At 68.1% G+C, this 21,382-nt stretch carries 20 protein-coding genes; 9 read left to right on the top strand and 11 right to left on the bottom strand.

Going from position 1 to position 21,382, the window contains the following annotated elements:
- Positions 1–144 precede the first annotated feature (144 nt).
- From RIB45_RS01225 to RIB45_RS01205, 5 genes are all read left to right on the top strand, one after another.
- Entirely contained in the window at positions 145–747 is a 603-nt protein-coding gene (locus tag RIB45_RS01225; RefSeq protein ID WP_350047931.1) for a carboxypeptidase-like regulatory domain-containing protein, read from the top strand.
- On the top strand, positions 744–1,433 hold the full coding sequence (locus tag RIB45_RS01220; RefSeq protein WP_350047929.1) for a peptidoglycan-binding protein: 690 nt from the start codon (positions 744–746) through the stop codon (positions 1,431–1,433). Before RIB45_RS01225 ends, RIB45_RS01220 begins: the two co-directional genes overlap by 4 nt.
- Positions 1,434–1,445: 12 nt before the next feature.
- Positions 1,446–2,720: a hypothetical protein gene (locus RIB45_RS01215; protein WP_350047927.1), complete on the top strand. Its 1,275-nt coding sequence runs from the start codon at positions 1,446–1,448 to the stop codon at positions 2,718–2,720.
- Between the two features lie 32 nt (positions 2,721–2,752).
- Positions 2,753–3,814, top strand: a complete 1,062-nt coding sequence (locus tag RIB45_RS01210; RefSeq protein ID WP_350047925.1) for a ComEC/Rec2 family competence protein — start codon at positions 2,753–2,755, stop codon at positions 3,812–3,814.
- 99 nt (positions 3,815–3,913) lie between these two features.
- Positions 3,914–4,111: a hypothetical protein gene (locus RIB45_RS01205; protein ID WP_350047923.1), complete on the top strand. Its 198-nt coding sequence runs from the start codon at positions 3,914–3,916 to the stop codon at positions 4,109–4,111.
- 13 nt (positions 4,112–4,124) lie between these two features.
- On the opposite strand, the gene RIB45_RS01200 is transcribed toward RIB45_RS01205, so the two are convergent.
- Genes RIB45_RS01200 through RIB45_RS01180 form a run of 5 tightly spaced genes read right to left on the bottom strand, consistent with a single transcriptional unit; the run spans position 4,125 to position 10,064 of the window.
- Positions 4,125–4,910, bottom strand: a complete 786-nt coding sequence (locus RIB45_RS01200) for a carnitinyl-CoA dehydratase (protein ID WP_350047922.1) — start codon at positions 4,908–4,910, stop codon at positions 4,125–4,127.
- On the bottom strand, positions 4,910–6,985 hold the full coding sequence (locus tag RIB45_RS01195; RefSeq protein WP_350047920.1) for an acetate--CoA ligase family protein: 2,076 nt from the start codon (positions 6,983–6,985) through the stop codon (positions 4,910–4,912). The genes RIB45_RS01200 and RIB45_RS01195 overlap by 1 nt, the downstream gene beginning before the upstream one ends.
- Before the next feature lie 16 nt (positions 6,986–7,001).
- Positions 7,002–8,162 carry an acyl-CoA dehydrogenase family protein gene (locus RIB45_RS01190; protein ID WP_350047918.1) on the bottom strand — a complete coding sequence of 387 codons (1,161 nt, stop codon included), beginning with the start codon at positions 8,160–8,162 and terminating at the stop codon, positions 7,002–7,004.
- Positions 8,163–8,169: 7 nt separating this feature from the next.
- Positions 8,170–9,147, bottom strand: coding sequence for an L-carnitine dehydrogenase (locus RIB45_RS01185; protein WP_350047916.1), 978 nt, complete (start codon positions 9,145–9,147; stop codon positions 8,170–8,172).
- Between the two features lie 26 nt (positions 9,148–9,173).
- Positions 9,174–10,064: a beta-keto acid cleavage family enzyme gene (locus RIB45_RS01180; protein ID WP_350047914.1), complete on the bottom strand. Its 891-nt coding sequence runs from the start codon at positions 10,062–10,064 to the stop codon at positions 9,174–9,176.
- Positions 10,065–10,299: 235 nt separating this feature from the next.
- Here RIB45_RS01180 and RIB45_RS01175 point away from each other — a divergent pair, with 235 nt between their 5' ends.
- Together RIB45_RS01175 and RIB45_RS01170 are read left to right on the top strand one after the other, a co-directional pair.
- Positions 10,300–11,259: a GlxA family transcriptional regulator gene (locus RIB45_RS01175; RefSeq protein WP_350047912.1), complete on the top strand. Its 960-nt coding sequence runs from the start codon at positions 10,300–10,302 to the stop codon at positions 11,257–11,259.
- A gap of 80 nt (positions 11,260–11,339) precedes the next feature.
- On the top strand, positions 11,340–12,776 hold the full coding sequence (locus RIB45_RS01170) for a mannose-1-phosphate guanylyltransferase/mannose-6-phosphate isomerase (RefSeq protein ID WP_350047910.1): 1,437 nt from the start codon (positions 11,340–11,342) through the stop codon (positions 12,774–12,776).
- Positions 12,777–12,782: 6 nt separating this feature from the next.
- Here the strand turns inward: RIB45_RS01170 and RIB45_RS01165 are convergent, their stop codons facing one another.
- From RIB45_RS01165 to RIB45_RS01150, 4 genes are read right to left on the bottom strand one after another with little or no spacing between them, the layout of a single operon-like run.
- Positions 12,783–13,835, bottom strand: a complete 1,053-nt coding sequence (locus RIB45_RS01165) for a hypothetical protein (protein ID WP_350047908.1) — start codon at positions 13,833–13,835, stop codon at positions 12,783–12,785.
- A 38-nt stretch (positions 13,836–13,873) separates the two neighbouring features.
- Complete coding sequence (locus RIB45_RS01160; RefSeq protein WP_350047906.1) at positions 13,874–14,383, bottom strand: c-type cytochrome; 510 nt, start codon at positions 14,381–14,383, stop codon at positions 13,874–13,876.
- Entirely contained in the window at positions 14,380–14,775 is a 396-nt protein-coding gene (gene cueR / locus RIB45_RS01155; RefSeq protein WP_350047905.1) for a Cu(I)-responsive transcriptional regulator, read from the bottom strand. The genes RIB45_RS01160 and cueR overlap by 4 nt, the downstream gene beginning before the upstream one ends.
- A gap of 12 nt (positions 14,776–14,787) precedes the next feature.
- A complete protein-coding gene (locus RIB45_RS01150; RefSeq protein WP_350047904.1) occupies positions 14,788–17,085 on the bottom strand; it encodes a copper-transporting P-type ATPase in 2,298 nt (765 codons plus the stop codon).
- A 268-nt stretch (positions 17,086–17,353) separates the two neighbouring features.
- Here RIB45_RS01150 and RIB45_RS01145 point away from each other — a divergent pair, with 268 nt between their 5' ends.
- Both RIB45_RS01145 and RIB45_RS01140 read left to right on the top strand, forming a co-directional pair.
- Positions 17,354–17,980, top strand: coding sequence for an outer membrane protein (locus tag RIB45_RS01145; protein ID WP_350047902.1), 627 nt, complete (start codon positions 17,354–17,356; stop codon positions 17,978–17,980).
- Between the two features lie 397 nt (positions 17,981–18,377).
- Positions 18,378–19,262 (top strand): lysophospholipid acyltransferase family protein, encoded by an 885-nt coding sequence (locus RIB45_RS01140; RefSeq protein ID WP_350047900.1) that lies wholly within the window; start codon positions 18,378–18,380, stop codon positions 19,260–19,262.
- A gap of 31 nt (positions 19,263–19,293) precedes the next feature.
- On the opposite strand, the gene RIB45_RS01135 is transcribed toward RIB45_RS01140, so the two are convergent.
- Complete coding sequence (locus RIB45_RS01135; protein WP_350047898.1) at positions 19,294–19,695, bottom strand: YbhB/YbcL family Raf kinase inhibitor-like protein; 402 nt, start codon at positions 19,693–19,695, stop codon at positions 19,294–19,296.
- Positions 19,696–19,801: 106 nt separating this feature from the next.
- Positions 19,802–21,379, bottom strand: a complete 1,578-nt coding sequence (guaA, locus tag RIB45_RS01130; RefSeq protein WP_350047896.1) for a glutamine-hydrolyzing GMP synthase — start codon at positions 21,377–21,379, stop codon at positions 19,802–19,804.
- Positions 21,380–21,382 lie beyond the last annotated feature (3 nt).

The raw sequence follows: 21,382 nt of genomic DNA, 5'->3' as shown, positions 1-21,382 counted from the left end.
CCCTGCGCCGGGCGCGCCAGCGCCGTGCCTCGCCAAGGGAACTTAGAACCGGCGCGCGCCAGGTAAAGCAGGCGGCGCATCTTGCCCTATAACGCGAGTCGCGGTCATATTGCCCGCCAAAGGCGCATTTCCAGGACCACGGCCATGTTGCTGCGTTTCGACGACCCGCTCCGCGCGCTTGTCCTGGTGGACCGGGCGGAAGAAGCGCGCGGGCTCGTGCCGGACGGCGCAGGGTGGAGCGAGCATTGGCGTCAGCTTGACCGAGAAGAGGCCTACCGCCTGCTCTCGGCGCGACGCGAACGCCCCGGCGCGCTGTTCGAGGTGCGCCGGGCGCTGGCCGACGCGGCCCGACCCGGCGAGGCGGACGAGGCCCTGCTCGCCGCGGCGGCACAGGCGCTGGCCGGCGGTTGGGCGATCGAGATCGACCGCCGCCGGCCCGCCGGCGGCTGGGCCCGCCAAGGCCCGGTCGAGGCGCCCGCGTCCAAGACGGAGGCCGTCGAGCCCGACGCGCGCCCGACCGGCGTGCCGGCCAAGAAGGTTCGCGACCATTGGATCACGGTGGAGCTGGTGGGCGAGGACGGCGAGCCGATCCCGAATGAGGCGGTCACGGTGAGCGACCCTGCGGGCGACGATCATGAGGGCGAGACGGACAGCCAGGGACGGTTCACCGTGACCGGCATACCGGAGGGAGATTGCCAAGTGGCCTTCCCGGAACTGGACAAGGATGCGTGGGAGGCGGCGTCATGACGTCGGAGAAGCCCCCAGGGCCCGCAACGCGCGCTGCGGACCATACGATCGCGCCTGGAGAGTCGATCGATTTTCTGGCGGCCGCGACCGGACATCAATGGAAAGTGATCTGGGAGGATCCGAAGAACGCCGCGTTGAAGGAGACGCGACCGGGGCGCAACGTTCTCAAGCCGGGCGACGTCGTTCATATTCCGGCGCTGCGCCCCGTCGCGCGTTCCGCCGCCACCGATCTGGTGCATCGCTTCAAGCGGCTGGGCGTCCCCGTCCCCTTTCGCGTTCGACTGCTCGACGCGACGGGCGAGCCGATCACGGACGCCCCCTACCGGATGCGCGTCGGACGGCGCCGCTATGAGGGGCGGACCGACGCCGACGGACGCATCGAGAGGGGCGTGTCGCCGACGGCGACCTCGGTGGAGGTGGAGGTGAACGTCGAAAACCCGGACGACCAAGACGCCGGGGCCGTCGTATGGCGCTTCGACCTGAACCGGCTGGAGCCGCCGGAGACGCCGTTAGGAGCGCAGGCGCGCCTGAAGAATCTCGGTTACTACGACGGCGCCCTCGACGGCGTGATCGGGCCGGCGACCGAACGCGCGTTGCGGGCCTTCAAGGCGGAGCGCGGCCTGCCGGAGGACGCAACGCTTGATGACGCCGCGCAACAAGCCTTGCTGGACGCGCACGGCAGCTGAGACGCCTTCGCCATGCTGATTCCCGAGCCGACCTGGACGTTGCTAAACGAGAAAGAGGTGGTGCAAAGCAGCGCCTCGGGTTCGGAAAGCGACGACAAGAGCAACCAGAACACGGCCAAGAAGTCAGCGCAGGAGCGCTATTACGGCTTCGTCGAGGATGTTCAGCCCCTGCAGGTAGGCGTCTCGGACGAGAGTTTCGCAAAAGAGGTTTCGGGCGGGATTTTCGAAGCGCTTCCGAAGTCCGTCTCGCTCGTGGTTCGGATCGACTGTTTGCAAGCGGCCCATGTCCGCAGCGTCTTCAAAGAAAAGCGCGACGATTTCGTCTGGCTCGATCACAAGACGCTCACGCCCGAGCAGATAAAGGCCCGCGAAGCGGTGCTCGGATCCTTGCTCGCCGACGACAAGATGGGGTGGACCACATTATACGCGACGCCGAACGCGGAATATTACGAAAGCCTTTGGACGGTGATGCGCCCGCCGGCCTGGATCGGGTTGATCGTCACGCGCTCGAAGCAAAGCGTCTCTTGGCTCGATCAGGGGCTCGAAACCGCCCTCGCGCAAGATCAGCCGGGGGCCGCTTTCTGGACCGACAGCGCGGATGGCGCGGACGCGGTCGCCTTGCAATCGGTGGAATGGCGCACGCTCTCGAAGGAAGAGGCGGCCCTGTTGAGCGAAATCGTCAGCCTGAACCATGTGCCCGACATCAACAGCGGCCCCGATCCCTGGCCGGGCGGCGACCCAAGCCCTACGCCCCTCCCCTATTATCCGATGGACCGGCTCCGCAGATACCTCGATCGCAAGCTAATCACGCTCGCGCCGGACGACTGCTATTCGAACATGTACGGCGGCAAGAAACTCGAGCGCTTCCAATTCTCAGCCGAAACCGGATGGATGCATGAGGCCGGATACACGGCCCCCGTGGGCGGGAGCCTCTGGGTTGGCCAGGACGGTCGGGACTATCGCTTGTTCTTGACCTACAGCGACAAGCAGGACGCCTCGGAGATCGCTTTCGTGCCCGACGACTTGGTGCAGAGGGCCATTTTTACGCCCATCGTTTTTCAACAGCCGCCCCCCATGCAGCAGGAAGACGACGAAGATGTGAAGCCGCTTCCGGAGAAGCGTGTAAGGCTCATGACCGAACAAGAGAAGAAGGAGCGAGACTATCGAAACAGCCTGACCGAACAGCACTGCAAGCGGTACCGACTGCTTTACAACGTCCCGTCCATGATTCACACCGGATACACGCCGTTCGACGTCGTCGAGGGTCCAAAGTATATTTTCCTCTAGCGGTATGAATGTCGCGGGAAAGGCGATCCGCAATGGCGAACCTTCTTCTGATGCCGGCCAAGAGCGACGACTTCGTCAAGAAGGTCGCCGCCTTCGATGCGCTCTCCCCCGCCGCACGCGCGCATTTGAAGAGCCTGAAGGGGAAGAAAGTGATCGGGGTGCGCGCGGTCCATGTGGGCCAAGGCGACTTTACGGCCGTCCGGAGCGAGGACGGAAAGGCCGTCTTCTACTTCGATGTCGGGGGCGGCTGTCACGCGGGATCGCGCAGCTATCCTTGGCACCGCACCAAGACGCCTGCAAGAACGCTCGGCGCGTGCTTCGAACACAGTCTGTCGCCCTATGTGTTCCTGTCGCATTGGGACCACGACCACTGGTTTTCCGCAGAGAACCTGACCGCGATCGCGCAGTCGCATTTCATAGCGCCGCGCCAGATGATCGCGCCGTCGCATCTGAAGACGAAACAGCGGATCATGCCGAACGTGCGGCTGTGGCCGCGCGACGAGAAAATCGTCGAAATCCAGTTGACCACGGGCCACGGCCTGCTGATCGAGAGCTGCAGCGGGGACGAGGGGGGCGATCCCAACCACTCCGGCCTGGCGTTGACACTTGTTCGCTACAAGCAGCGAGTCGTCCGATCGACGGGCGCGTTGAGCGTCGCAGTCCATAAGGACGCCGCATCCATCACCCACGCGCGCTATCGCGAACTGATCCTCCTGCCAGGCGACGCGCCCTATCATTATGTGCGCTCGCTGGGCAATCAGGCCCTTCGAGACGGCGGTCGTTACATCGGCCTGCTCGCCTATCACCACGGCTCGCAATCAGAGTGGAGCAGCGCGACGGCCTATGCGCCGACGGCCAACGCCAACACCCACCGGGCCGGCTACACGTACGGCATCAAGCCGGACAACAAGGGCTGCTACAGCAGCATGCCCGGATCGGACGCCGTGCAGGGCATGAAAGACAAAGGATGGACGGACCGAAAGAACACCTCGGGCGCCGCGCCGCTGCTTTCCGCCTTGAACGATCAGCGCGAGCTCGACCCGCCGCGGACCACGCCCGTGCAGGAGGGCGACATCGACATCGAATTCCCCTGAACCGCCGTCATAATCCGGAAACGCGACTCCCGCCGTATAAGGCTGCAGAGAGCTCGCTCCGGCCGGAGCACGGCCGGGAGAGATGAACGGGAGAGCGCGATGTATTACGCCTACGCCAATATCGAGGACGACAAGCTGCAGGCCATCAAGGCGCTGGAGAGCGAGATCGGCCGCCCGCTGATCGCGGTGGAGCCGGTGACGCTGAAGCCGGCCGAGATCGATCCGCCGGCGCTGAGCCGCGTGCAGGAGCTGGAGCGCACGCTCGGCGTGACCTTGGTGGCGGTGGACCCGCGCTGAAGCGCGGTCCCGCTTACCGCCCCTTCCAGTTCGGCTTGCGCTTCTCCGCGAAGGCGCGAGGCCCTTCCTTCGCGTCCTCGCTTTCCAGCATGGCCACGTAGGCCGGCAGCTTGTGGCTTTTCAGCAGGTCGAACGACTCTTGGGTCTTCAAGGTCGCCGTCTCGCGCGCGACCTCCTTGATGCAGGCGAAGACGAGCGGCGGCCCGTCGGCCAGCAGTCGCGCGATCTCGCGGGCGCGCGGCAGCAGACCCTCGGCCGGCACGGCCTCGTTGATCAGGCCCCAATGCTTCGCCTCGTCGGTCTCCATCCACCGGCCGGTCAGCAGCATGTCCATTGCGATGTGGTAGGGGATGCGTTTCGGCAGCTTGATCGAGGCGCCGTCGGCCAGCACGCCGACATTGATCTCCGGCAGCGCGAAGCGCGCGTGGTCGGCCGCGATCAGAATATCGCAGCACAGCGCGATCTCGAAGCCGCCGCCGACGGCCATGCCGTTGATCGCGCCGATCACCGGCTTGTTCAGGCCCGGCAGCTCCTGCAGGCCGCCGAAGCCGCCCACGCCGTAATCATCCTCATACTCGGCGTTGCCGGCCGCCGCCTCCTTCAGATCCCAGCCCGCGGAGAAGAACTTCTCCCCCCCGCCGGTGACGATGGCGACCCGGAGGTCGGGATCGTCGCGAAAGCGCGCGAAGGTCTCGCCCATCGCGCGGCTGGTGGCGTTGTCGATGGCGTTGGCCTTGGGCCGGTCCACCATGACTTCGAGGATTCCGTCATATTCGGAAATCTTCAGGCTGTCGGTCATCACGCGTCTCCTTCGCGGAAGAGGATCAGGGCGTCCGCGGCCACGGCCCCGCGGCCGGCCTCGCGCACGATCAGAGGGTTGATTTCGCAATCGATCAGACGGCCGCCTTCCGCTTCGCCGAAACGGGCGAGCGCAAGCGCCGCCTGCACCACAGCGGCCCGATCGGCCGCCGGGCGTCCGCGATATCCCGCCAGCAGCGGCGCCAGGGCCAGCCGGTCGAGCGCGCGCTCCACATCCTCGACCCGGGCCGGCAGCGGGATCAGCGCGCGGTCGCCCAACAGTTCGGCCGTCACCCCGCCCGAGCCGATCATCAGCATCCAGCCCGCCTGCGCGTCGGGGACGAGACCCAAGATCATCTCGGCCGCCGCGCCGTCGATCATGCGCTCCACCAGAAAACGCTCGCCGACGCCCGCCATGCGGGCGGCCGCCGCCGCCACGGCGTCAGCGTCCGTCAGGTTGAGAGCGACGCCGCCCGCCTCGCTCTTATGCAGCAGCGTCGCGGAGACCGCCTTGAGCACGACCGGATAGCCGAGCGCCTCCGCCGCCGCCACCGCTTCCGTCGCATCGGCCGCCAAGACGCCGTCCGGGACCGTCAGACCGGCCGCGGCCAGACGCTTCTTCGCCCGCCATTCGTCCAGCGCGACGCCGCCGCCGGTCTCGGCGGGCGCGGCCAGCGGCTGAAAGACGTCGCCCGCCGCGGCCTCGGCAAAGCCGCGCGCGACGGTCGCCGCCGCGGCGATCGCCGCCAACGCTTCGTCGACCCCCTGAATCGGCGCGACGCCCGCCGCCATCAGTTTCTCGCGCACGCCGCCCGGCAGCGATTCCGAAAGCGTCGGCGCGACCAGCGTCGGCGTGCCCGTCGCGCGGGCCGCGCTGATCGCCGCGTCGACCGCCATATCCCAGCCGCGGTTGTCGCCCGCCTCCGCCCGCGGATAGTCCAGAATGACGATCCCCGCCTCGACCGACGGGGCCTCCAACGCAGCCGTAAAGCAGGCGGTCTGCGCCGCCTGATCGAGCCAGATGTAGGTGTGGTAGTCGAGCGGATTGTCGATCGCGACGTGGGCGCCCAGCACCGTGGAAAGTTTGCTCTGTGAGGCGGCGCCGAGCGCGGGCGTCTCGACGCCCAGCCGCTCGGCCGCATCCGCTGACAACGCCGCCTCGCCGCCTGAGCAGCTGATGCACACGACCCGGGCGGCGGGCAGCGGACCAACGACGTGCAGCAGCTTCAGCGTCTCCAGAAAGCCCGGGACGCCGTGCGCCTGGGGCGCGCCGAGGCGGTCCAGCAGCGCATCGAACGCGGCCGCGCCGCCGGCCATCGAGCTGGTGTGGCTCAACGTCGCGCGCGCGCCCGCGGCCGAGCGCCCGGTCTTCAACACCACGATCGGCTTGCCGGCGCGCTGCGCCGCGCGCACCGCCTCGGCGAAGCGCGCAGCGCCGCCTTGGACGCTTTCCAGATGCAGGCCGATGGCGCTGACGCGCGGATCGTCGGCGAACGCTTCAATCAACTCAGGCGCTTGGATCTGGGCCGCGTTGCCGATGCTGACTACGTGCGAGATCGGCAGCGAGCGGTCCTGCAACGTGAAGTTGATGCCGAGATTGCCGGACTGCGCGACGATCGCAACGCCGCGCTCGACCCGCGCGCCGCCGTGAACGTCGGGCCACAGCGCCACGCCGTCCAGATAGTTCAACAGGCCGTAGCAGTTCGGCCCCAGGATCGGCATGGCGCCCGCCGCCTCGACCAACTCCGCCTGCAAGGCGGCGCCCGCCTCGCCCGCCTCCTTGAAGCCGGCGGCGTAGCAGACGACGCCGCCCGCGCCGATTGCGGCCAGGCGGCGCACCTGCTCGATCGAGGCCTCCGGCGGCACGGCCAAGAAGACCGCGTCGGGCGGTTCCGACAAGTCCTCGACGCTGCGCACGCAAGGAACCCCGGCGAGGTCGTCGCGTTGGGGATGCACGGCCTCGAACGCGCCCGCAAAGCCGGCGCGGCGGCATTGCTCGATCGCCACGCCGCATTCGCGCCCCCCGACGACGGCGATGCGCTTCGGGCTCAGGAACCGGGCGAGACGCCCCATCATCGACCCGCCTTCGCCGTCAGCCGCCGAGCGGGCGCAACAGCCCGCGCGAGATGATGTGGCGCTGGATCTCGGACGTCCCTTCCCAGATGCGCTCGAGGCGGGCGTCGCGCCAGATCATCTCCAGCGGCAACTCGTTCATCAGCCCCATGCCGCCGTGGATCTGGATCGCCTCGTCGGCGATGAAGGCCAGCGCCTCCGTCGCCGCCAGCTTGGCCATCGCGGCCTCGCTGTCGGTCATGATCCCCTGATCGTGCTTCCAGGCGGCCTCATAGGTCAGCAACTCCGCCGATTTCAGCTTCAACGCCATGTCGGCGAGCTTGAAGCTGACGCCCTGGAACTTGCCGATCTGCTGCCCGAACTGTTTGCGCTCGGCCGCCCAGCTCGTCGCCAGTTCCAGCGCGCGGTCGCAGCGTCCCAGGCTGGTCGCGGCCACCTGCAGCCGCGTCGCCCCCAGCCAGTCGTTGGCGACGTCGAAGCCCTTGTCGACCTCGCCCAGCACCTGCGAAGCGGGGACGCGACAATCGTCGAACTCCAGGATGAAGTTGTGATAGCCCCGCATGGAGACGTTCTTATAGCCGGGCCGCACCGTGAAGCCCGGCGTCCCCATGTCGACCAGGAAGGTGGTGATCTTTTTGCGCGGACCGCGCGGTCCTTCCTCCTCGCCGGTCGCCGCCATCAGGATCACGAAGTCGGCCCAGTCGGCGTGGCTGATGAAGTGTTTCGTGCCGTTGATGACGAAGTCGTCCCCGTCCCGCTCGGCCTTGCACTTCATGCCGCGCACGTCCGAACCCGCGCCGGGCTCGGTCATGGCCAGGCAATCAACTTTCTCGCCGTTGATGCAGGGATAGAGGTACTTCTCCCGCTGGTCGCCGACGCAGGCCTGCAGGATGTTGGAGGGCCGATAGACGAGATAATGCAGCGCGTAGGAGGCGCGCCCCAGCTCCCGATCCAGCATCGACATGGAGAGCGTATCGAGCCCGCCGCCGCCGAGCTCCGCCGGCATCGCGGCCGCGTAGAGGCCGAGCTCCATCGACTTGCGCTTGATCTCGTCTGCGACCTCCTTCGGCACGTCGTCGGTCTCCTCGACGGTGCGCTCGTGCGGATAGAGCTCCTCCTCCACGAAACGGCGCGCCGTCTCGATCAGCATCCGCTGCTCGTCGCTCAGGGCGAAATCCATGGTTCGGTCAACTCCCTTCGCTCTCGGCGCGCTCGGCCAGCAGGCGCCCGGCGCCTTCGCGATACTTGGCCAGCGCGCGCATGATCTCGATCAGGCAATCGTCGCGCAGCCGCTCCATCTCGCGGATCGACGCGCCGCCCAGCTGCTCGGTCGTGCCGTCGACCATGCGGTCGATCAGATCTTCGGTCAGCTCGGGCGCCTCAAGCTTCGTCCAGGGCAGCTTCAGCGCGGGCCCGAACTGCTCCATGAAATGACGCATGCCCTGCTCGCCGCCGGCCAGCGCGAAGGTCTTGTTGACCCCCATGAACGCCCAACGCAGGCCCGGGCCGTAGACGATGGCGTCGTCCAACTCGCCCGTCGTGGCGACGCCGTCGGCGACCATGTGCAGGTTCTCGCGCCACAGCGCCTCCTGCAGTCGGTCGGACAGGAAGCCCTCGATCTCGGTGCGCACCCGCAAGGGGTGCATGCCGATCGATCGGTAGAAGGCCTCGGCGCGGTCCAGCACGGCGGCGTCGGTCTTCGCGCCGCCCAGCACCTCGACCAACGGCAGGAGATAGACCGGATTGAAGGGATGACCCACGAAGACGCGGCCGGGATGCGCGCACTCCGCCTGGAAATCGCTTGGCAACAGCCCGGACGTGGAGCTTGCGATCGGAACCTCGGGGCGCGCGGCGGCGTCGATCCGGCGGTGGACGTCGATCTTGACCTCCAGCCGCTCCGGCGCGGATTCCTGCACGAAATCCGCGGCCTCCGCGACGGCCTCCAGGCTTTGCAGCGTCTGCAGGCGATCCTGCGCGGCGCCGTCGGCGAGGCCCATTTTCTCCAAGGCCGGCCAGGCGTTGGCCACCTTGGCGCGCAGGACGGCCGCACCTTCCGGCGCCGGGTCCCAGGCGACGACGTCCAGCCCGCGCGCCAGGCAGCGCGCCGCCCAGCCGGCGCCGATGACGCCGCCGCCGATCAGGCCGACGGTCTTGATTTCAGCCATGCGCTTAGCCTTTCCGTATGCCGCGTTCAGCGATGCTTCTTGAGGGCGAACCGCTCGCGCGCCTCGTCCGGGGTGCAGACGCGCGCGCCCATCAGCTCCAGGATCCGGCGCGCCTTGGCGACCAGGTCCGCGTTGGAGGCGAAGACGCCGCGCTCAAGATAAAGATTGTCCTCGAGGCCGACGCGCACGTTGCCGCCCAACAGCGCGGCCTGCGCCACCATCGGCATCTGCATCCGGCTGATGCCGAACGCCGACCAGTTGGAGCCCTTCGGCAGCATCTCCGCCATCGCCTTCATCGAGGTGGTGGAAGCCGGCGCGCCGTAGGGGATGCCGAGGCACAGCTGGAAAAGCGGCGGCTCGTCGATCAGCCCTTCGTCGATCAGCTCCTGCGCATGGACGATGTTACCGGTGTCGAAGGCCTCGATCTCCGGCTTCACGCCGAGCTCCTGGATCTCCTTGGCCAGCGCGAACAACATCGAGGTGGTGTTGGTCATGATGTAGTCGCCGTGGCCGAAATTCATCGTGCCGCAATCGAGCGTGCAGATCTCCGGCATGCAGCGGCGCACATGCTCAAGGCGTTCATGGGCCGGGGCCATGTCGGTCGCGGCCTCGTCGATGCGCATCGGATCGTCCGGCGGGCCGAGCGTCAGGTCGCCGCCCATGCCGGCGGTCAGGTTCAGCACCACGTCCGTATCGGAGGCGCGGATCAGCTCGCACACCTCCTCGAATTTGCCCGGGTCGCGGCACGGCGTCCCGTCGTCGTCGCGCACATGAATGTGGACGATCGCGGCGCCCGCCTTGGCGGCCTCGATCGCGCTGTCGGCGATCTGCCGAGGCGTCTTCGGCAAATCGGGGTGCTTGTCCTGCGTCGCGCCGGAGCCGGTGACGGCGCAGGTGATCACCACGTCCTTGTTCATCGGGCCTCTTCCTTCTCGTTTCGTCCGCGCGACGGGGGTCGATCGGGCGTTCAAGGCCTCGCCTTCAGGGGCGCGCCTGCATCGCCTGTCGGTCGCCTCCTCAGGACGGGGGCGCCGCGCGCGGCTTCGTAGCTGGCGAGAGCGTACGCCGATCCACGGGCGGCGTTTTACATTTTCCGTTGATTGATTGATTATTTCCGACCAGCTGACCTCACGCCGTCCCGAGGGATCGGATATGCTTTTCGCGCCCCAACGCCCTGGCGCCGTGCAGCGGATCGGCTTTCTGCTGCTGCCGAAGTTCTCGCTTCTGGCGTTCGCCAGCGCGATCGAACCGCTGCGTGTCGCCAACCTGTTCGCGGGACGAACCCTCTACGAGTGGCGCCTCCTGTCGGAAGACGGCGAGGCCGTCAGCGCCGCCAACGGGATGGCGAGCGTGGTGGACTACGCGCTCGCCGAAGCGCCGGCCCTGCCGGCCGTGCTGGTCACCGCCAGCTACGACCATAACCGGGCGATCACACCCGGCATCCTGACCTGGCTGCGCCGGGTCGGCCGGTTCGGGGCGAGCCTGGGCGCGGTCGACACCGGGGCCTTCGCCTTGGCGGAGGCGGGGTTGCTGGACGGCTATCGCGCGACCACCCATTGGGAGGAGCTTGAGACCTTCGCCGAGCGCTTCCCGCTGGTCGAGGCGCGCCAAGACCTGTTCACGGTGGATCGCGACCGCTTCACGTCGGCCGGCGGGACGGCCGGGCTCGACATGATGCTGAACCTGATTCGCACCCAGCACGGGCAGGAACTGGCGGCGGCTTGCGCCGACACCTTCGTCTACGCGCGAATCCGCGAGAGCCAGGACCGTCAACGCATGGCCCTGCGCGACCGGCTGGACGTCGCGAATCCGCGGCTGATCCGCGCGGTGGAGGCGATGGAGCGCGCAATCGAGGAGCCGCTTTCCATCCCCCAGGTGGCCGACGCCGCCGGCGCCAGCCCGCGAGAGTTGGAGCGGATGTTCAAGCGCTGGCTCAACACCGGACCCAGCGCCTATTATCGCCGCCTGCGCCTGGATCGCGCGCGCATGCTGCTGCAACAGACCGACCAGCCGGTGATCGACGTGGCCGTCAAATGCGGCTTCGCCTCGGCCGCCCATTTCGCGCGCGCCTACAAACAGCGCTTCGGGCGACCGCCGTCCGCCGATCGTTAGCTTTTCGCGGCCGGCGCGCACCGCTATTCTCCGCGCCGACGTCGCCCATCCCCCTTTTGCAAAGGCGAGCATTTCGTTCGATGGCCTCCGACAAACTGCAGCCCGTAATCCTTTCCGGCGGCTCCGGCACGCGGCTCTGGCCGTTGTCGCGCAAGGCGCTGCCCAAGCAGTTGTTGGCGCTGGACGGCGAGGAGACGCTGCTGCAGCAGACCGCCCGACGCGTGGCGGACGCCGATCGCTTCAAGGCGCCGATCCTCATCGCCGGCGACCTGCACCGCTTCGTCATCGCCGATCAATTGACCGACATAGGGGTCGTGCCCGCCGCCCTGCTGCTGGAGCCGGTCGGACGCAACACCGCCCCCGCCGCCGCGCTCGCCGCGCTGGTCGCTGCGGAAGACGATCCTGAGACCGTGATATGCCTTCTCGCATCCGATCACCGGATCGGCGAGCCCGAGGCGTTCCGAGCGGCGCTGGACCGGGCCGCGGCGGCCGCCGACCTGGGGTGGCTGGTCGTCTTCGGAATCGAGCCGGACCGGCCCGAGACCGGCTACGGCTACATCAACGCCGGCCCCGCGCTGGACGATCTGGACGCCGTCTTCGCGGTCGAGCGTTTCGTCGAGAAGCCGTCGCTGTCGACCGCCGAGGCCTTCCTGGCGGACGGCGGTTTCAGCTGGAACAGCGGCATGTTCGTTTTCCGCGCCGACGCGATGCTTCGGGAGTTGAAGCGCCACGCGCCGGAGGTGCTGGCCGCCTGCACGGATGCGCTGGCCGGGGCCGGGCGGGATCTCGGCTTCACACGGCTGCCCGAGGAGGCCTTCGCGAAGGCCCCCGCGCTGCCGATCGACACCGCCGTCATGGAAAAAACGGACCGCGCCGCCGTCGTGCCGGCGGCCTTCGGATGGAGCGATCTCGGCGCCTTTTCCGCGCTGCGGGCCGTCGGCGCGCAGGACGCCGACGGCAATGCAACGCGCGGCGATGTGGCGCTGATCGACAGCCGAGACAGTTTCGTCGCCAGCGACGGCGGCGGCTTGGTCGCCGGCGTCGGCCTCGACGGGATGGTCGTGGTGGCGACCCGCGACGCGGTGCTGGTCGCGCCCGCGGACCGGGCGGACGAAGTGAAGACGCTGGTCGCAGAGCTGGAGGCGCAAGGACGCAAGGAGGCGGTCGAACACGCCCGGGTCCATCGCCCCTGGGGCGCTTACGAGGACATCGACCTGGAGCCCGAGTTCCGGGTCAAGCGGATCATCGTCAAGCCGGGCGGCCGGCTGTCCCTGCAGCGCCACGCGCGCCGTTCGGAGCATTGGATCGTGGTGCGCGGAGAGGCCACGGTCACGATCGGCGATCGGATCGAGGTGCTCGGCCGCAATCAGTCCACCTACGTGCCGGTCGGCGTGACCCATCGTCTGGAAAACAAGGGGGCCGAACCGCTGCATCTAATCGAGGTGCAGGTCGGCGATTACGTCGGCGAGGACGACATCGAGCGGCTGGAAGACGTCTACGGGCGGGACAAGGGGTGAGCGGCGCTACCCCGCCGGGCGCAGAATCGCCAGACTGTAGGGATTGAAGAGGTTTCTCCCCTCCCAATTCAGGTCCAGGGCGTCGATCGACGCCACGCCGGCCGTTTCCGCCGCGCGGATGACGGACAGAAGGTTCATGCTGTAGCGTCCGGCGAGCGCCCACACGGCCGAATTCAGATCCAGCGCCTCGTCGCTCAGCACGAAGCGGTGCTGCTCCACCACGGCGCTGGGATCGCGCCCGTCGCGCAGATCGGTCAGGAAGCGCTGCACCGCATTACGGGCCAGCGCCGGCTGCGCCTGCCAGCCGAACGGCTCCATCAAAGCCAACACGGCCCGCGGGCAGGCCGCGAAAAGTCGCGCGATGAAATCGACCGGCAGGAAGGCGATCTGCTCGATCGCCGCGTGGGTGAAGATCAGCGCCTCCTCGACGCCTTCGAGAAAACCGAAATCGGGCGCGTAGAAATCAAAAGCGGCGGCCTCGCCGCGGAAGCGCCCGCCAAGCTGCAACAGTCTGGCGGCGACGTCGCGGCCGCTCTGCGACTGTTCGGCGGCGATGAGGCGCAGATCGGGGCGCTCAAGCCTGAGGGCCAGCGCCGCAAGGTTGCGGCCCCAGCCGGCCCCCAATTCGACGATCGCCCCGCAGTGCGGCCCGGCCAGTCCGGCGAGGCGCTCGACCAGCCGCGCATCGGACACTTCGGCGCAGCCGATCTGGCGATAGCCGCCGTCGGCGACCACTACGATGCGGCCCTCTGCGGCGCGAAACGGCCCGGGGTCCAGGCGGACCGGGCGCGATTGGCGATGCACGACAGGATTGACGAGGCCGTCGGAGGTCGCGGGCGAAGTCAGCGCGCGCAAGGCTGCGCCGGGATCCGCGGCCGCGCTCTCAGCCTCGCAGAAGGCCTTGAGGAGCCCGGCCCAGGCGCGTTCGTAGCTGCGCTTCTGCCCGTCATTGACCGCCTGCAGGCGCAGCGCCAGCGCCTCGAGAGCGGCCGCATCGGCGCTGACGCCGACATCCAGCAGATCCAGGGCCTGGCCCAACTGCGCGCCGCTCAACCCCATCCGCCGCCGCTCCTCGCCTGTGTAGCGCGCCGGGTCGGTCAGTCTCCTGCGCCCGACTGATCCGTGATCCGCTGTTGGCGGGCCAGCACCTCTTCCGGCCACGCGCTTTTGATGTAGGCCAGAATGGCGATAATCTCGCGATCGCTCAACTGATCCCCGAAGGCGGGCATGGCGCTCGTCCTGCCCTCCGGCATGAAGGGCTGGCCGCCGAGCTTGGTGTAGGCGAAGAGAAACCCGTCGGGATGGTGCCAGGTATGCCCCGACGCGTCGTGCGGCGGCGCGGGCAGGGTTCCATCGGGCTTCGGCGTCTTCCAGTTCGCCTCACCCTGCAGATCGGCGCCGTGGCAACTGGCGCACGCCTCACGGTAAAGCGGCGCGCCGGCGGCGATCAACGCCGGGTCGTCGACCGGGATCCGCAGATCGTTCGTCTCGCGCAGGGCGTTCGCCGCGCGGGAGCCCGGCGGATGGACTTGCCACAGGTAAAGCGCCAGCGCCAATCCGGCCGCGACCAGGGCGAGACCGAGCAGACCGAGCGTCCGACCCCTCATCCGCGCGCCTCGGCGAGGCCGTCCAAAATCGGGCAGTCCGGCCGTTCGTCGCCGTGACAGCGCTGCATCAGGGTCTCCAACGTGCGTTTCATGCTCTCCAACTCATGGATCTTGGCGTCGATCTTCTCCAACTGCGAGGCTGCGACAGCCTTCACGTCCGCGCTCGCCCGGTTGCGGTCCTGATAGAGCGCCAGCAAGGTCCGGCAATCCTCCACCGAAAAGCCGAGCCCGCGGGCGTGGCGGACGAACCGCAGAAACTCCACCGCGCGCTCATCGTAATCGCGGTAGCCGTTCGCGCCCCGCGCCGACGGTTCGATCAGCCCGATCTCATCATAGTACCGGACCGTCTTGGTCGGCACGCCTGAGCGTTTCGCCGCATCGCCGATGTTCATCGCCCCATCTCCCTAAAGCCGCGCGCGGCGCAGCCGCAGCGCGTTGCCGATCACCGAGACGGAACTCAGGCTCATCGCGGCCGCCGCGATCATCGGGCTCAGCAGCAGCCCGAAGACCGGATAGAGAACGCCCGCCGCCACCGGCACGCCGAGGCCGTTATAGACGAAGGCGAAGAACAGGTTCTGGCGGATAGTGCCCATCACCGCGCGCCGAAGCGTCCGCGCCCGCAGCACGCCGCGCAAATCGCCCTTCACCAGCGTCACATGGGCGCTTTCAATCGCGACGTCGGCGCCGGCGCCCATCGCGATCCCGACGTCGGCGCGGGCCAGCGCCGGCGCGTCGTTGACGCCGTCACCCGCCATCGCGACACGACGGCCCTCGCGCTGCAGACGTTCGACGACCGCGTGCTTGTCTTCCGGCAGCACCTCCGCCTCCACCTCGTCGATGCCGAGGCGCTTGGCGACGGCTTCGGCGGTGCGGCGGTTGTCGCCGGTCAGCATGACGAGGCGCACGCCCGCGCGATGCAGGCCGCGGATCGCCTCCTCCGTCGTCTCCTTGATCGGGTCGGCCAGCTTGCACACGCCGGCGATCCCGCCGTCCAGCGCGACGAAAACCGCCGTGGCGCCGTCCGCGCGCCAGGCGTCGGCCGCCTCCTCCAACGCGCTCGGATCCGCGCCCGCCTCGCGCATCATCGCGGCGTTGCCGACCGCGACGCGGCGGCCTTCGATCGTGCCGGCGACGCCCTTGCCGTCGCTCTGGTCGTAATCGTCGGGCGCCTGCGGCAGGCTCAGGCCGCGGGCTTCCGCCGCCTCCAGGAAGGCGCGGGCCAGCGGATGGCCGCTCGCCTTCTCGAGCGCAGCGGCGAGGCGCAGGACGTCGTCCGCCGCGCCGTCGCCCGCCGTCTCGACCGCTTCGACCTTCGGCCGGCCTTCGGTCAAGGTGCCGGTCTTGTCGACCACCAGCGTGTCGATGTCGGCCATGCGCTCCAGCGCCTCGGCGTTCTTGATCAGCACGCCCTCCTGCGCGCCGCGCCCGACGCCGGTCATCACCGACATGGGCGTCGCGAGGCCGAGCGCGCAGGGGCACGCTATGATCAGGACCGAGACCGCCGCGACCAGCCCGTAGGCCAGCGCCGGGCTCGGGCCGAAGGCGCTCCATGCGATGAAGGCCAGCACGGCGACGCCCACGACGGCGGGGACGAAGTAGCCTGCGACCGTGTCGGCCAGCGACTGGATCGGCGCGCGGCTGCGCTGCGCGTCGGCGACCATCTGGACGATCTGCGAGAGCATCGTCTCGTCCCCCACCTTGGTCGCCCGGATCACGAGGCCCTTGCTTCCTTGCAGGATCGTGCCGCCGATCACGGCCTCGCCTTCGCGCTTGGCGACGGGGACGGATTCGCCCGTCACCATGCTTTCGTCCAGGGTCCCCTCCCCTTCGACGATCTCGCCGTCGACGGGGACGGCGTCGCCCGGGCGCACGCGCAGGCGGTCGCCCTCGCGCACCTGGTCGAGGGGGACTTCGCGCTCATGCCCGCAATCGGTCATGCGGATCGCCGTCTTGGGCACCAGATTTATCAGCGCCTTCAGCGCGTCGCCGGTGCGCTCGCGCGCGCGCAGCTCCAGCACCTGGCCGACGAGGACCAGCGTAATGATCACGGCCGCGCTCTCGAAATAGAGCGGGACCGTCCCCTCCGCGGTCTTGAAGCCGTCGGGAAACAGGCCCGGGGCCAGCATTGCAAAAAGGCTGTAAAGATAGGCGGCGCCCGTCCCGATCGCGATCAGCGTGAACATGTTGGGCGCGCGGTTCTTGATGGAGGCCCAGCCGCGCTCGAAGAAAGGCAGCCCCGCCCACAGCACCACCGGGGTGGCGGCGGCCAGTTGCACCCAGCCGTTCCAAGCGCCCTCGACCAGGCCCGCAATCCCTGGGACCATCTCGCCCATGGCCAGAACGAAAACGGGCACCGTCCCCGCCAGCGCGACCCAAAAGCGCCGCGTCATGTCGACCAGCTCCGGGTTCGGCGCGTCGTCGACGGATACCGTACGCGGCTCCAACGCCATGCCGCATTTCGGGCAGTCGCCGGGTTCGTCCCGCACGATCTCGGGATGCATCGGGCAGGTGTATTCTGTCTTGGTCTGAGCCGCCTGCGGGCGCGCGGGCTCCAAGGCCATGCCGCATTTCGGGCAACTGTCCGGCTTGTCGGACCAGACCTCCGGGCACATCGGGCAGATGTAGCCGTCCTTCGGCCGGTCCGTCGCACCTTTCGAGTCGTCTGAATGATCCTGGTCGTGACAGCTGTGTGCGTGCGCCATAGTTCCTCTTTCCTTTTCCGAGGCGCTAATAATATGGGGGTTCCAGTCGCTGGAAGGTCAAGGACGTGCGGCGCGGCGAGAGAGGACCCGACCACCGCCCCCCCTTACGTGCAGAAGGGTGAAAGCTGTTCAAGAAACGTGACTTTTCTATAAATTTTCAAGGTGTTAACTATTCGTTACGAATTTATGATGCAGTCTGCCTGCGGTTACGCGCACGCCGCGTTCTCGGCGTGCAGCCTGCGTGTTGGAGCCTGTCACGGAGATGTACATGAAACGGTTGGTTGGAATGACGGCGATCGCCCTTACGGCGCTCGCCCCTGCGGCGCTGGCGGATGACGCGGGCGTGTACGTCGGCGCGTCCGGCGCCCTGTCGGTCGTATCCGACTACGAGTTCAGCAACGGCAATGCGAACGACACGACCAAGAGCGCGGAATTCTCCACCGGCGGCGGCGCGTTGTTGCGCGGCGGTTACGACTTCGGCTCGATCCGCACCGAGCTTGAGATCGGCTGGCGCGCGCACGACATCGAATCGATCGGCGGCCAGGCCGGGATCGTCAATGACGGCGGCAGCTTGAATTTCTACACCGCGATGGTGAAGGGCGCCTACGATTTCGACACCGGGACGGCGGTGACGCCCTACCTTTCGCTCGGCGTCGGGGCGGCCTTCGCGGAAGGCGACATCGGCTACACCGCTGCAGACGGGGAGCGCTACACGAAGAACTACTTCGGCGTCGCGCCAGCCGGCGAGATCGGCGTCGGGGCGTCGTACGCCCTGACGGACGATATGGACCTGATCGGCGGCTACAGTTTCCTGGGCGCGCCGACCGACGAGGCCAACGAAGACCAGGTGATCCAGGCGCACAGCCTGCAGCTGGGCCTCAACTACGGCTTCTAGGGCCTCGCCTCGCCGCGAGGATCAAGGGCGCATCCCGGGATGCGCCCTTTTTCTATGGCGCCTATGGGCCCTCACGCCGCTGCGAAACCCGGTCCCGCTCATCGCGCGTCTCGACCGGAAAGGCGGGCAGCCCCCCTCCCGTCGCACGGCCCGGAGCTCGTAGGCCGGAACAAACCGATCCGGCGCGTCGAGGGCGCCGAGATTGACCTCGACCTCATCGCCGGTTCGAGAGAAGACGGACGCGCCGCAGGTGGTGGGGCGGAAGAACCGCCCCGGCCGCGAGGGAGAGCGTCGCAGACGCCCGGCGGCTCTGCGCAATCGCCCCGCAATCCAATCAACACACGCGCGTAACAACGACCCCCTAGCTATGACGCCTTCATGACGAACAAGCGGGTCGATGCGCGCGGTGACATATCTTTCCCCAGACAAGTTCGGCCCGCCCGGGGGCGATCCGCTCGCCGAGCTCGACGCGCGCCTGGCGGACCGCGTGACCTATAGCGCGCCCGACGATCCGATCGGCAAACGCACCCTGATCAAGGGGGTGGAACTGCTGACCGGCCAGCCGAAACTTCAGCGGCTCTATGACGAATACCGGCGCCGTCGGCCGACCGACGACGACTTCTGGCGCTCGGCGGTCGAGTATCTGAGGCTGGAGGTGCGGTTCGATCGGCGCGCGCTGGCGGCGGTCCCGAAGACCGGCCCGCTTATTCTGATCGCCAACCATCCCTTCGGCGTGCTGGACGGAATAGCCGCCGGCCACATCCTCTCCGGCGTCCGGCGGGACTTCAAACTGATCGCGCACGCAGCGTTGGGACGCGCCCAGGTTTTCCGGCCTTATCTGATCCCGATCGCGTTCGAGGGGGACTCGGCGGCGCTGCGCTCGAACGTGCATTCCAAACGGATCGCCCGCGCGCATCTGCGCGACGGCGGGTCGCTCGTCATCTTCCCCGCCGGCCGCGTCTCGACGGCGAAGAAAATGTTCGGGACGGCCGTCGACGACCCCTGGAAGCTGTTCCCGGCGACGCTGATCCAGACGTCCGGCGCGCCGGTCCTGCCGGTCCATTTCGAAGGGCAGAACGGCCGCCTCTTCCACTTCGTCAGCAAATTCTCAGGAACCCTGCGCGAAGCGCTGATCCTGCGCGAGGTCGTCCGCCGCATCGGCGGCTCCATCGCCGCCCAGATCGGCGCGCCCATGCCGCCGGAGGACCTCGCCCGTTTCGACGACCGCCAAGCGCTTCTCGACCATGTGCGCGCGCGGGTCTACGACTTAGCCCCGCGGTGACCGCGCGGCGCAAGCGCCGCGCTCGCCTCGCTCATTCAGGCGGAAACGGACGCACGGCCTCCCCGCGGCCGACGATCAACCCCTGCGACTCGTCGATCGCGACGACCGTGAACTGATAATCATGCGCGCCCGACGGCGGACAGGGTCCCTTGTAGCTGAAGGCGCCGGCCGGGATCTCGCCGCCGCCCGTATAGGCCACCGACCCGCCGCCGTGATTGTAGCTGGGCACGTCGAGATCGGTCATCTTGAAGCGCAACAGGGTGGCCCCGGCCGGGACGTTCGAAATCGTGAAAGCCGGCGACGCGGTTGTGCAGGCCGCCACCCCGCGCCAACTGAAATCGACTCCGAGAGGGGCCACCGTCTCGGCCTCCTGCATAGTCTGACAGGCCGACATAACCAAAGCCGCCGCCGCAATCACCGCCAAACGCCTCATTTCCTCAGCCCCCCAGGCTCATGGTGTCTCCCCAGGCGGTCAGCTTAGGCGGATTGGCGCGTCGGCCGCAACAAGACTGGCCGACCCAACGGGCCGCAGGGACGCCCTACTCCCACTCGATCGTCCCGGGCGGCTTCGAGGTCACGTCGTAGACCACCCGGTTCACGCCGCGGACCTGGTTGATGATGCGGGTCGCGCATTGCGACAGGAAATCGTGCGGGAACGGGTAGCTGTCGGCCGTCATGCCGTCCGTCGACGTGACGGCCCGCAAGGCCAGCACATGATCGTAGGTGCGCGCGTCGCCCATCACGCCGACGGTCTTGACCGGCAGCAGCACGGCGAAGGCCTGCCAGATCTCGTCATAGAGGCCGGCGTTGCGGATCTCCTCCAGATAGATGGCGTCCGCCTTGCGGAGGATGTCGCAGGCGTCGCGCGTCACCGGCCCGGGGATGCGGATCGCGAGGCCCGGCCCCGGAAACGGATGCCGGCCGATCAGCGCCTGCGGCAATCCCAGCTCGCGGCCCAGCACGCGCACCTCGTCCTTGAAGAGCTCACGCAGCGGTTCGACCAGCTTCATGTTCATCCGCTCCGGCAGGCCGCCGACATTGTGGTGGCTCTTGATCGTGACCGAGGGGCCGCCGGCGAAGCTGACGCTTTCGATCACGTCCGGATAGAGCGTGCCCTGGGCCAGGAAATCGGCGCCGCCGACCTTCTGCGCCTCCTCCTCGAACACGTCGATGAAGAGGCCGCCGATGATCTTTCGTTTCTTTTCGGGGTCGTCTACGCCCTCAAGCCTTCCCAGAAACAGCTCGGACGCGTCGCGGTGGACGAGCGGGATGTTGTAGTGGTCGCGGAAGAGCGTCACCACCTGCTCCGCCTCGCCCTGGCGCATCAGGCCGTGGTCGACCAGGATGCAGGTCAGCCGCTCGCCGATCGCCTCGTGGATCAAGACGGCGGCGACCGAGCTGTCGACGCCGCCGGAAAGCCCGCAGATCACCCGGCCGTCCGCGCCCACCTGCTCGCGGATGCGCTGGATCGCGTCCTGCTTGAAGGCCGCCATGGTCCAGTCGCCCGAGCAGCCGCAGACCACATGCACGAAATTGGACAAAAGCCGCGCGCCGTCCGGCGTGTGCACCACTTCCGGGTGGAACTGCACGCCGTACATATGCTTCTCGTCGTTGGCGATGGCGGCGAAGGGCGCGCCCTCGCTTTTGCCGACGATGCGGAAGCCTTCTGGCAGGCGCGTCACCCGGTCGCCGTGGCTCATCCAAACCCGGGGGCGCTCGCCCGGCGTCCAGACGCCGGTGAACAGCTCGCAGCCCTCGGTGATCTCCAGATCGGCGCGCCCGAATTCCTGATGATCGTGGGTCTCCACCTGCCCGCCCATCTGGGCGACCATCGTCTGCTGGCCGTAGCAGATGCCCAGGATCGGCACGCCGAGGGCGAAAACCGCCTCAGGCGCGCGCGGCGTATCCTCGCCGGTCACGCTGGCCGGCCCGCCGGAGAGAATCACGCCCTTCGGCTCGAACGCCCGGATCTGCGCTTCGTCGAAGTTGTTAAAGGGATGGATCTCGCAATAGACCCCGGCTTCGCGCACCCGGCGCGCGATCAACTGCGTCACCTGCGAGCCGAAATCGAGGATGAGGATCTTCTGAGTCTGGGTGGGGTCTTCGATCTGGCTCATGCC

The sequence above is a fragment of the Marivibrio sp. genome (assembly GCF_040218065.1).
GTDB lineage: Bacteria > Pseudomonadota > Alphaproteobacteria > UBA8366 > Aestuariispiraceae > Marivibrio.
Note: the sequence above shows the minus strand (reverse complement) of the source record. Positions and strands in the feature narration are given on the sequence as shown.

Excerpts from the sequence above, each read along its gene's own strand:
- RIB45_RS01225 (WP_350047931.1), top strand. The coding sequence starts at position 145 with ATGTTGCTGCGTTTCGACGACCCGCTCCGCGCGCTTGTCCTGGTGGAC.
- RIB45_RS01220 (WP_350047929.1), top strand. The coding sequence starts at position 744 with ATGACGTCGGAGAAGCCCCCAGGGCCCGCAACGCGCGCTGCGGACCAT.
- RIB45_RS01215 (WP_350047927.1), top strand. The coding sequence starts at position 1,446 with ATGCTGATTCCCGAGCCGACCTGGACGTTGCTAAACGAGAAAGAGGTG.
- RIB45_RS01210 (WP_350047925.1), top strand. The coding sequence starts at position 2,753 with ATGGCGAACCTTCTTCTGATGCCGGCCAAGAGCGACGACTTCGTCAAG.
- RIB45_RS01205 (WP_350047923.1), top strand. The coding sequence starts at position 3,914 with ATGTATTACGCCTACGCCAATATCGAGGACGACAAGCTGCAGGCCATC.
- RIB45_RS01200 (WP_350047922.1), bottom strand. The coding sequence starts at position 4,910 with ATGACCGACAGCCTGAAGATTTCCGAATATGACGGAATCCTCGAAGTC.
- RIB45_RS01195 (WP_350047920.1), bottom strand. The coding sequence starts at position 6,985 with ATGATGGGGCGTCTCGCCCGGTTCCTGAGCCCGAAGCGCATCGCCGTC.
- RIB45_RS01190 (WP_350047918.1), bottom strand. The coding sequence starts at position 8,162 with ATGGATTTCGCCCTGAGCGACGAGCAGCGGATGCTGATCGAGACGGCG.
- RIB45_RS01185 (WP_350047916.1), bottom strand. The coding sequence starts at position 9,147 with ATGGCTGAAATCAAGACCGTCGGCCTGATCGGCGGCGGCGTCATCGGC.
- RIB45_RS01180 (WP_350047914.1), bottom strand. The coding sequence starts at position 10,064 with ATGAACAAGGACGTGGTGATCACCTGCGCCGTCACCGGCTCCGGCGCG.
- RIB45_RS01175 (WP_350047912.1), top strand. The coding sequence starts at position 10,300 with ATGCTTTTCGCGCCCCAACGCCCTGGCGCCGTGCAGCGGATCGGCTTT.
- RIB45_RS01170 (WP_350047910.1), top strand. The coding sequence starts at position 11,340 with ATGGCCTCCGACAAACTGCAGCCCGTAATCCTTTCCGGCGGCTCCGGC.
- RIB45_RS01165 (WP_350047908.1), bottom strand. The coding sequence starts at position 13,835 with ATGGGGTTGAGCGGCGCGCAGTTGGGCCAGGCCCTGGATCTGCTGGAT.
- RIB45_RS01160 (WP_350047906.1), bottom strand. The coding sequence starts at position 14,383 with ATGAGGGGTCGGACGCTCGGTCTGCTCGGTCTCGCCCTGGTCGCGGCC.
- cueR (WP_350047905.1), bottom strand. The coding sequence starts at position 14,775 with ATGAACATCGGCGATGCGGCGAAACGCTCAGGCGTGCCGACCAAGACG.
- RIB45_RS01150 (WP_350047904.1), bottom strand. The coding sequence starts at position 17,085 with ATGGCGCACGCACACAGCTGTCACGACCAGGATCATTCAGACGACTCG.
- RIB45_RS01145 (WP_350047902.1), top strand. The coding sequence starts at position 17,354 with ATGAAACGGTTGGTTGGAATGACGGCGATCGCCCTTACGGCGCTCGCC.
- RIB45_RS01140 (WP_350047900.1), top strand. The coding sequence starts at position 18,378 with ATGCGCGCGGTGACATATCTTTCCCCAGACAAGTTCGGCCCGCCCGGG.
- RIB45_RS01135 (WP_350047898.1), bottom strand. The coding sequence starts at position 19,695 with ATGAGGCGTTTGGCGGTGATTGCGGCGGCGGCTTTGGTTATGTCGGCC.
- guaA (WP_350047896.1), bottom strand. The coding sequence starts at position 21,379 with ATGAGCCAGATCGAAGACCCCACCCAGACTCAGAAGATCCTCATCCTC.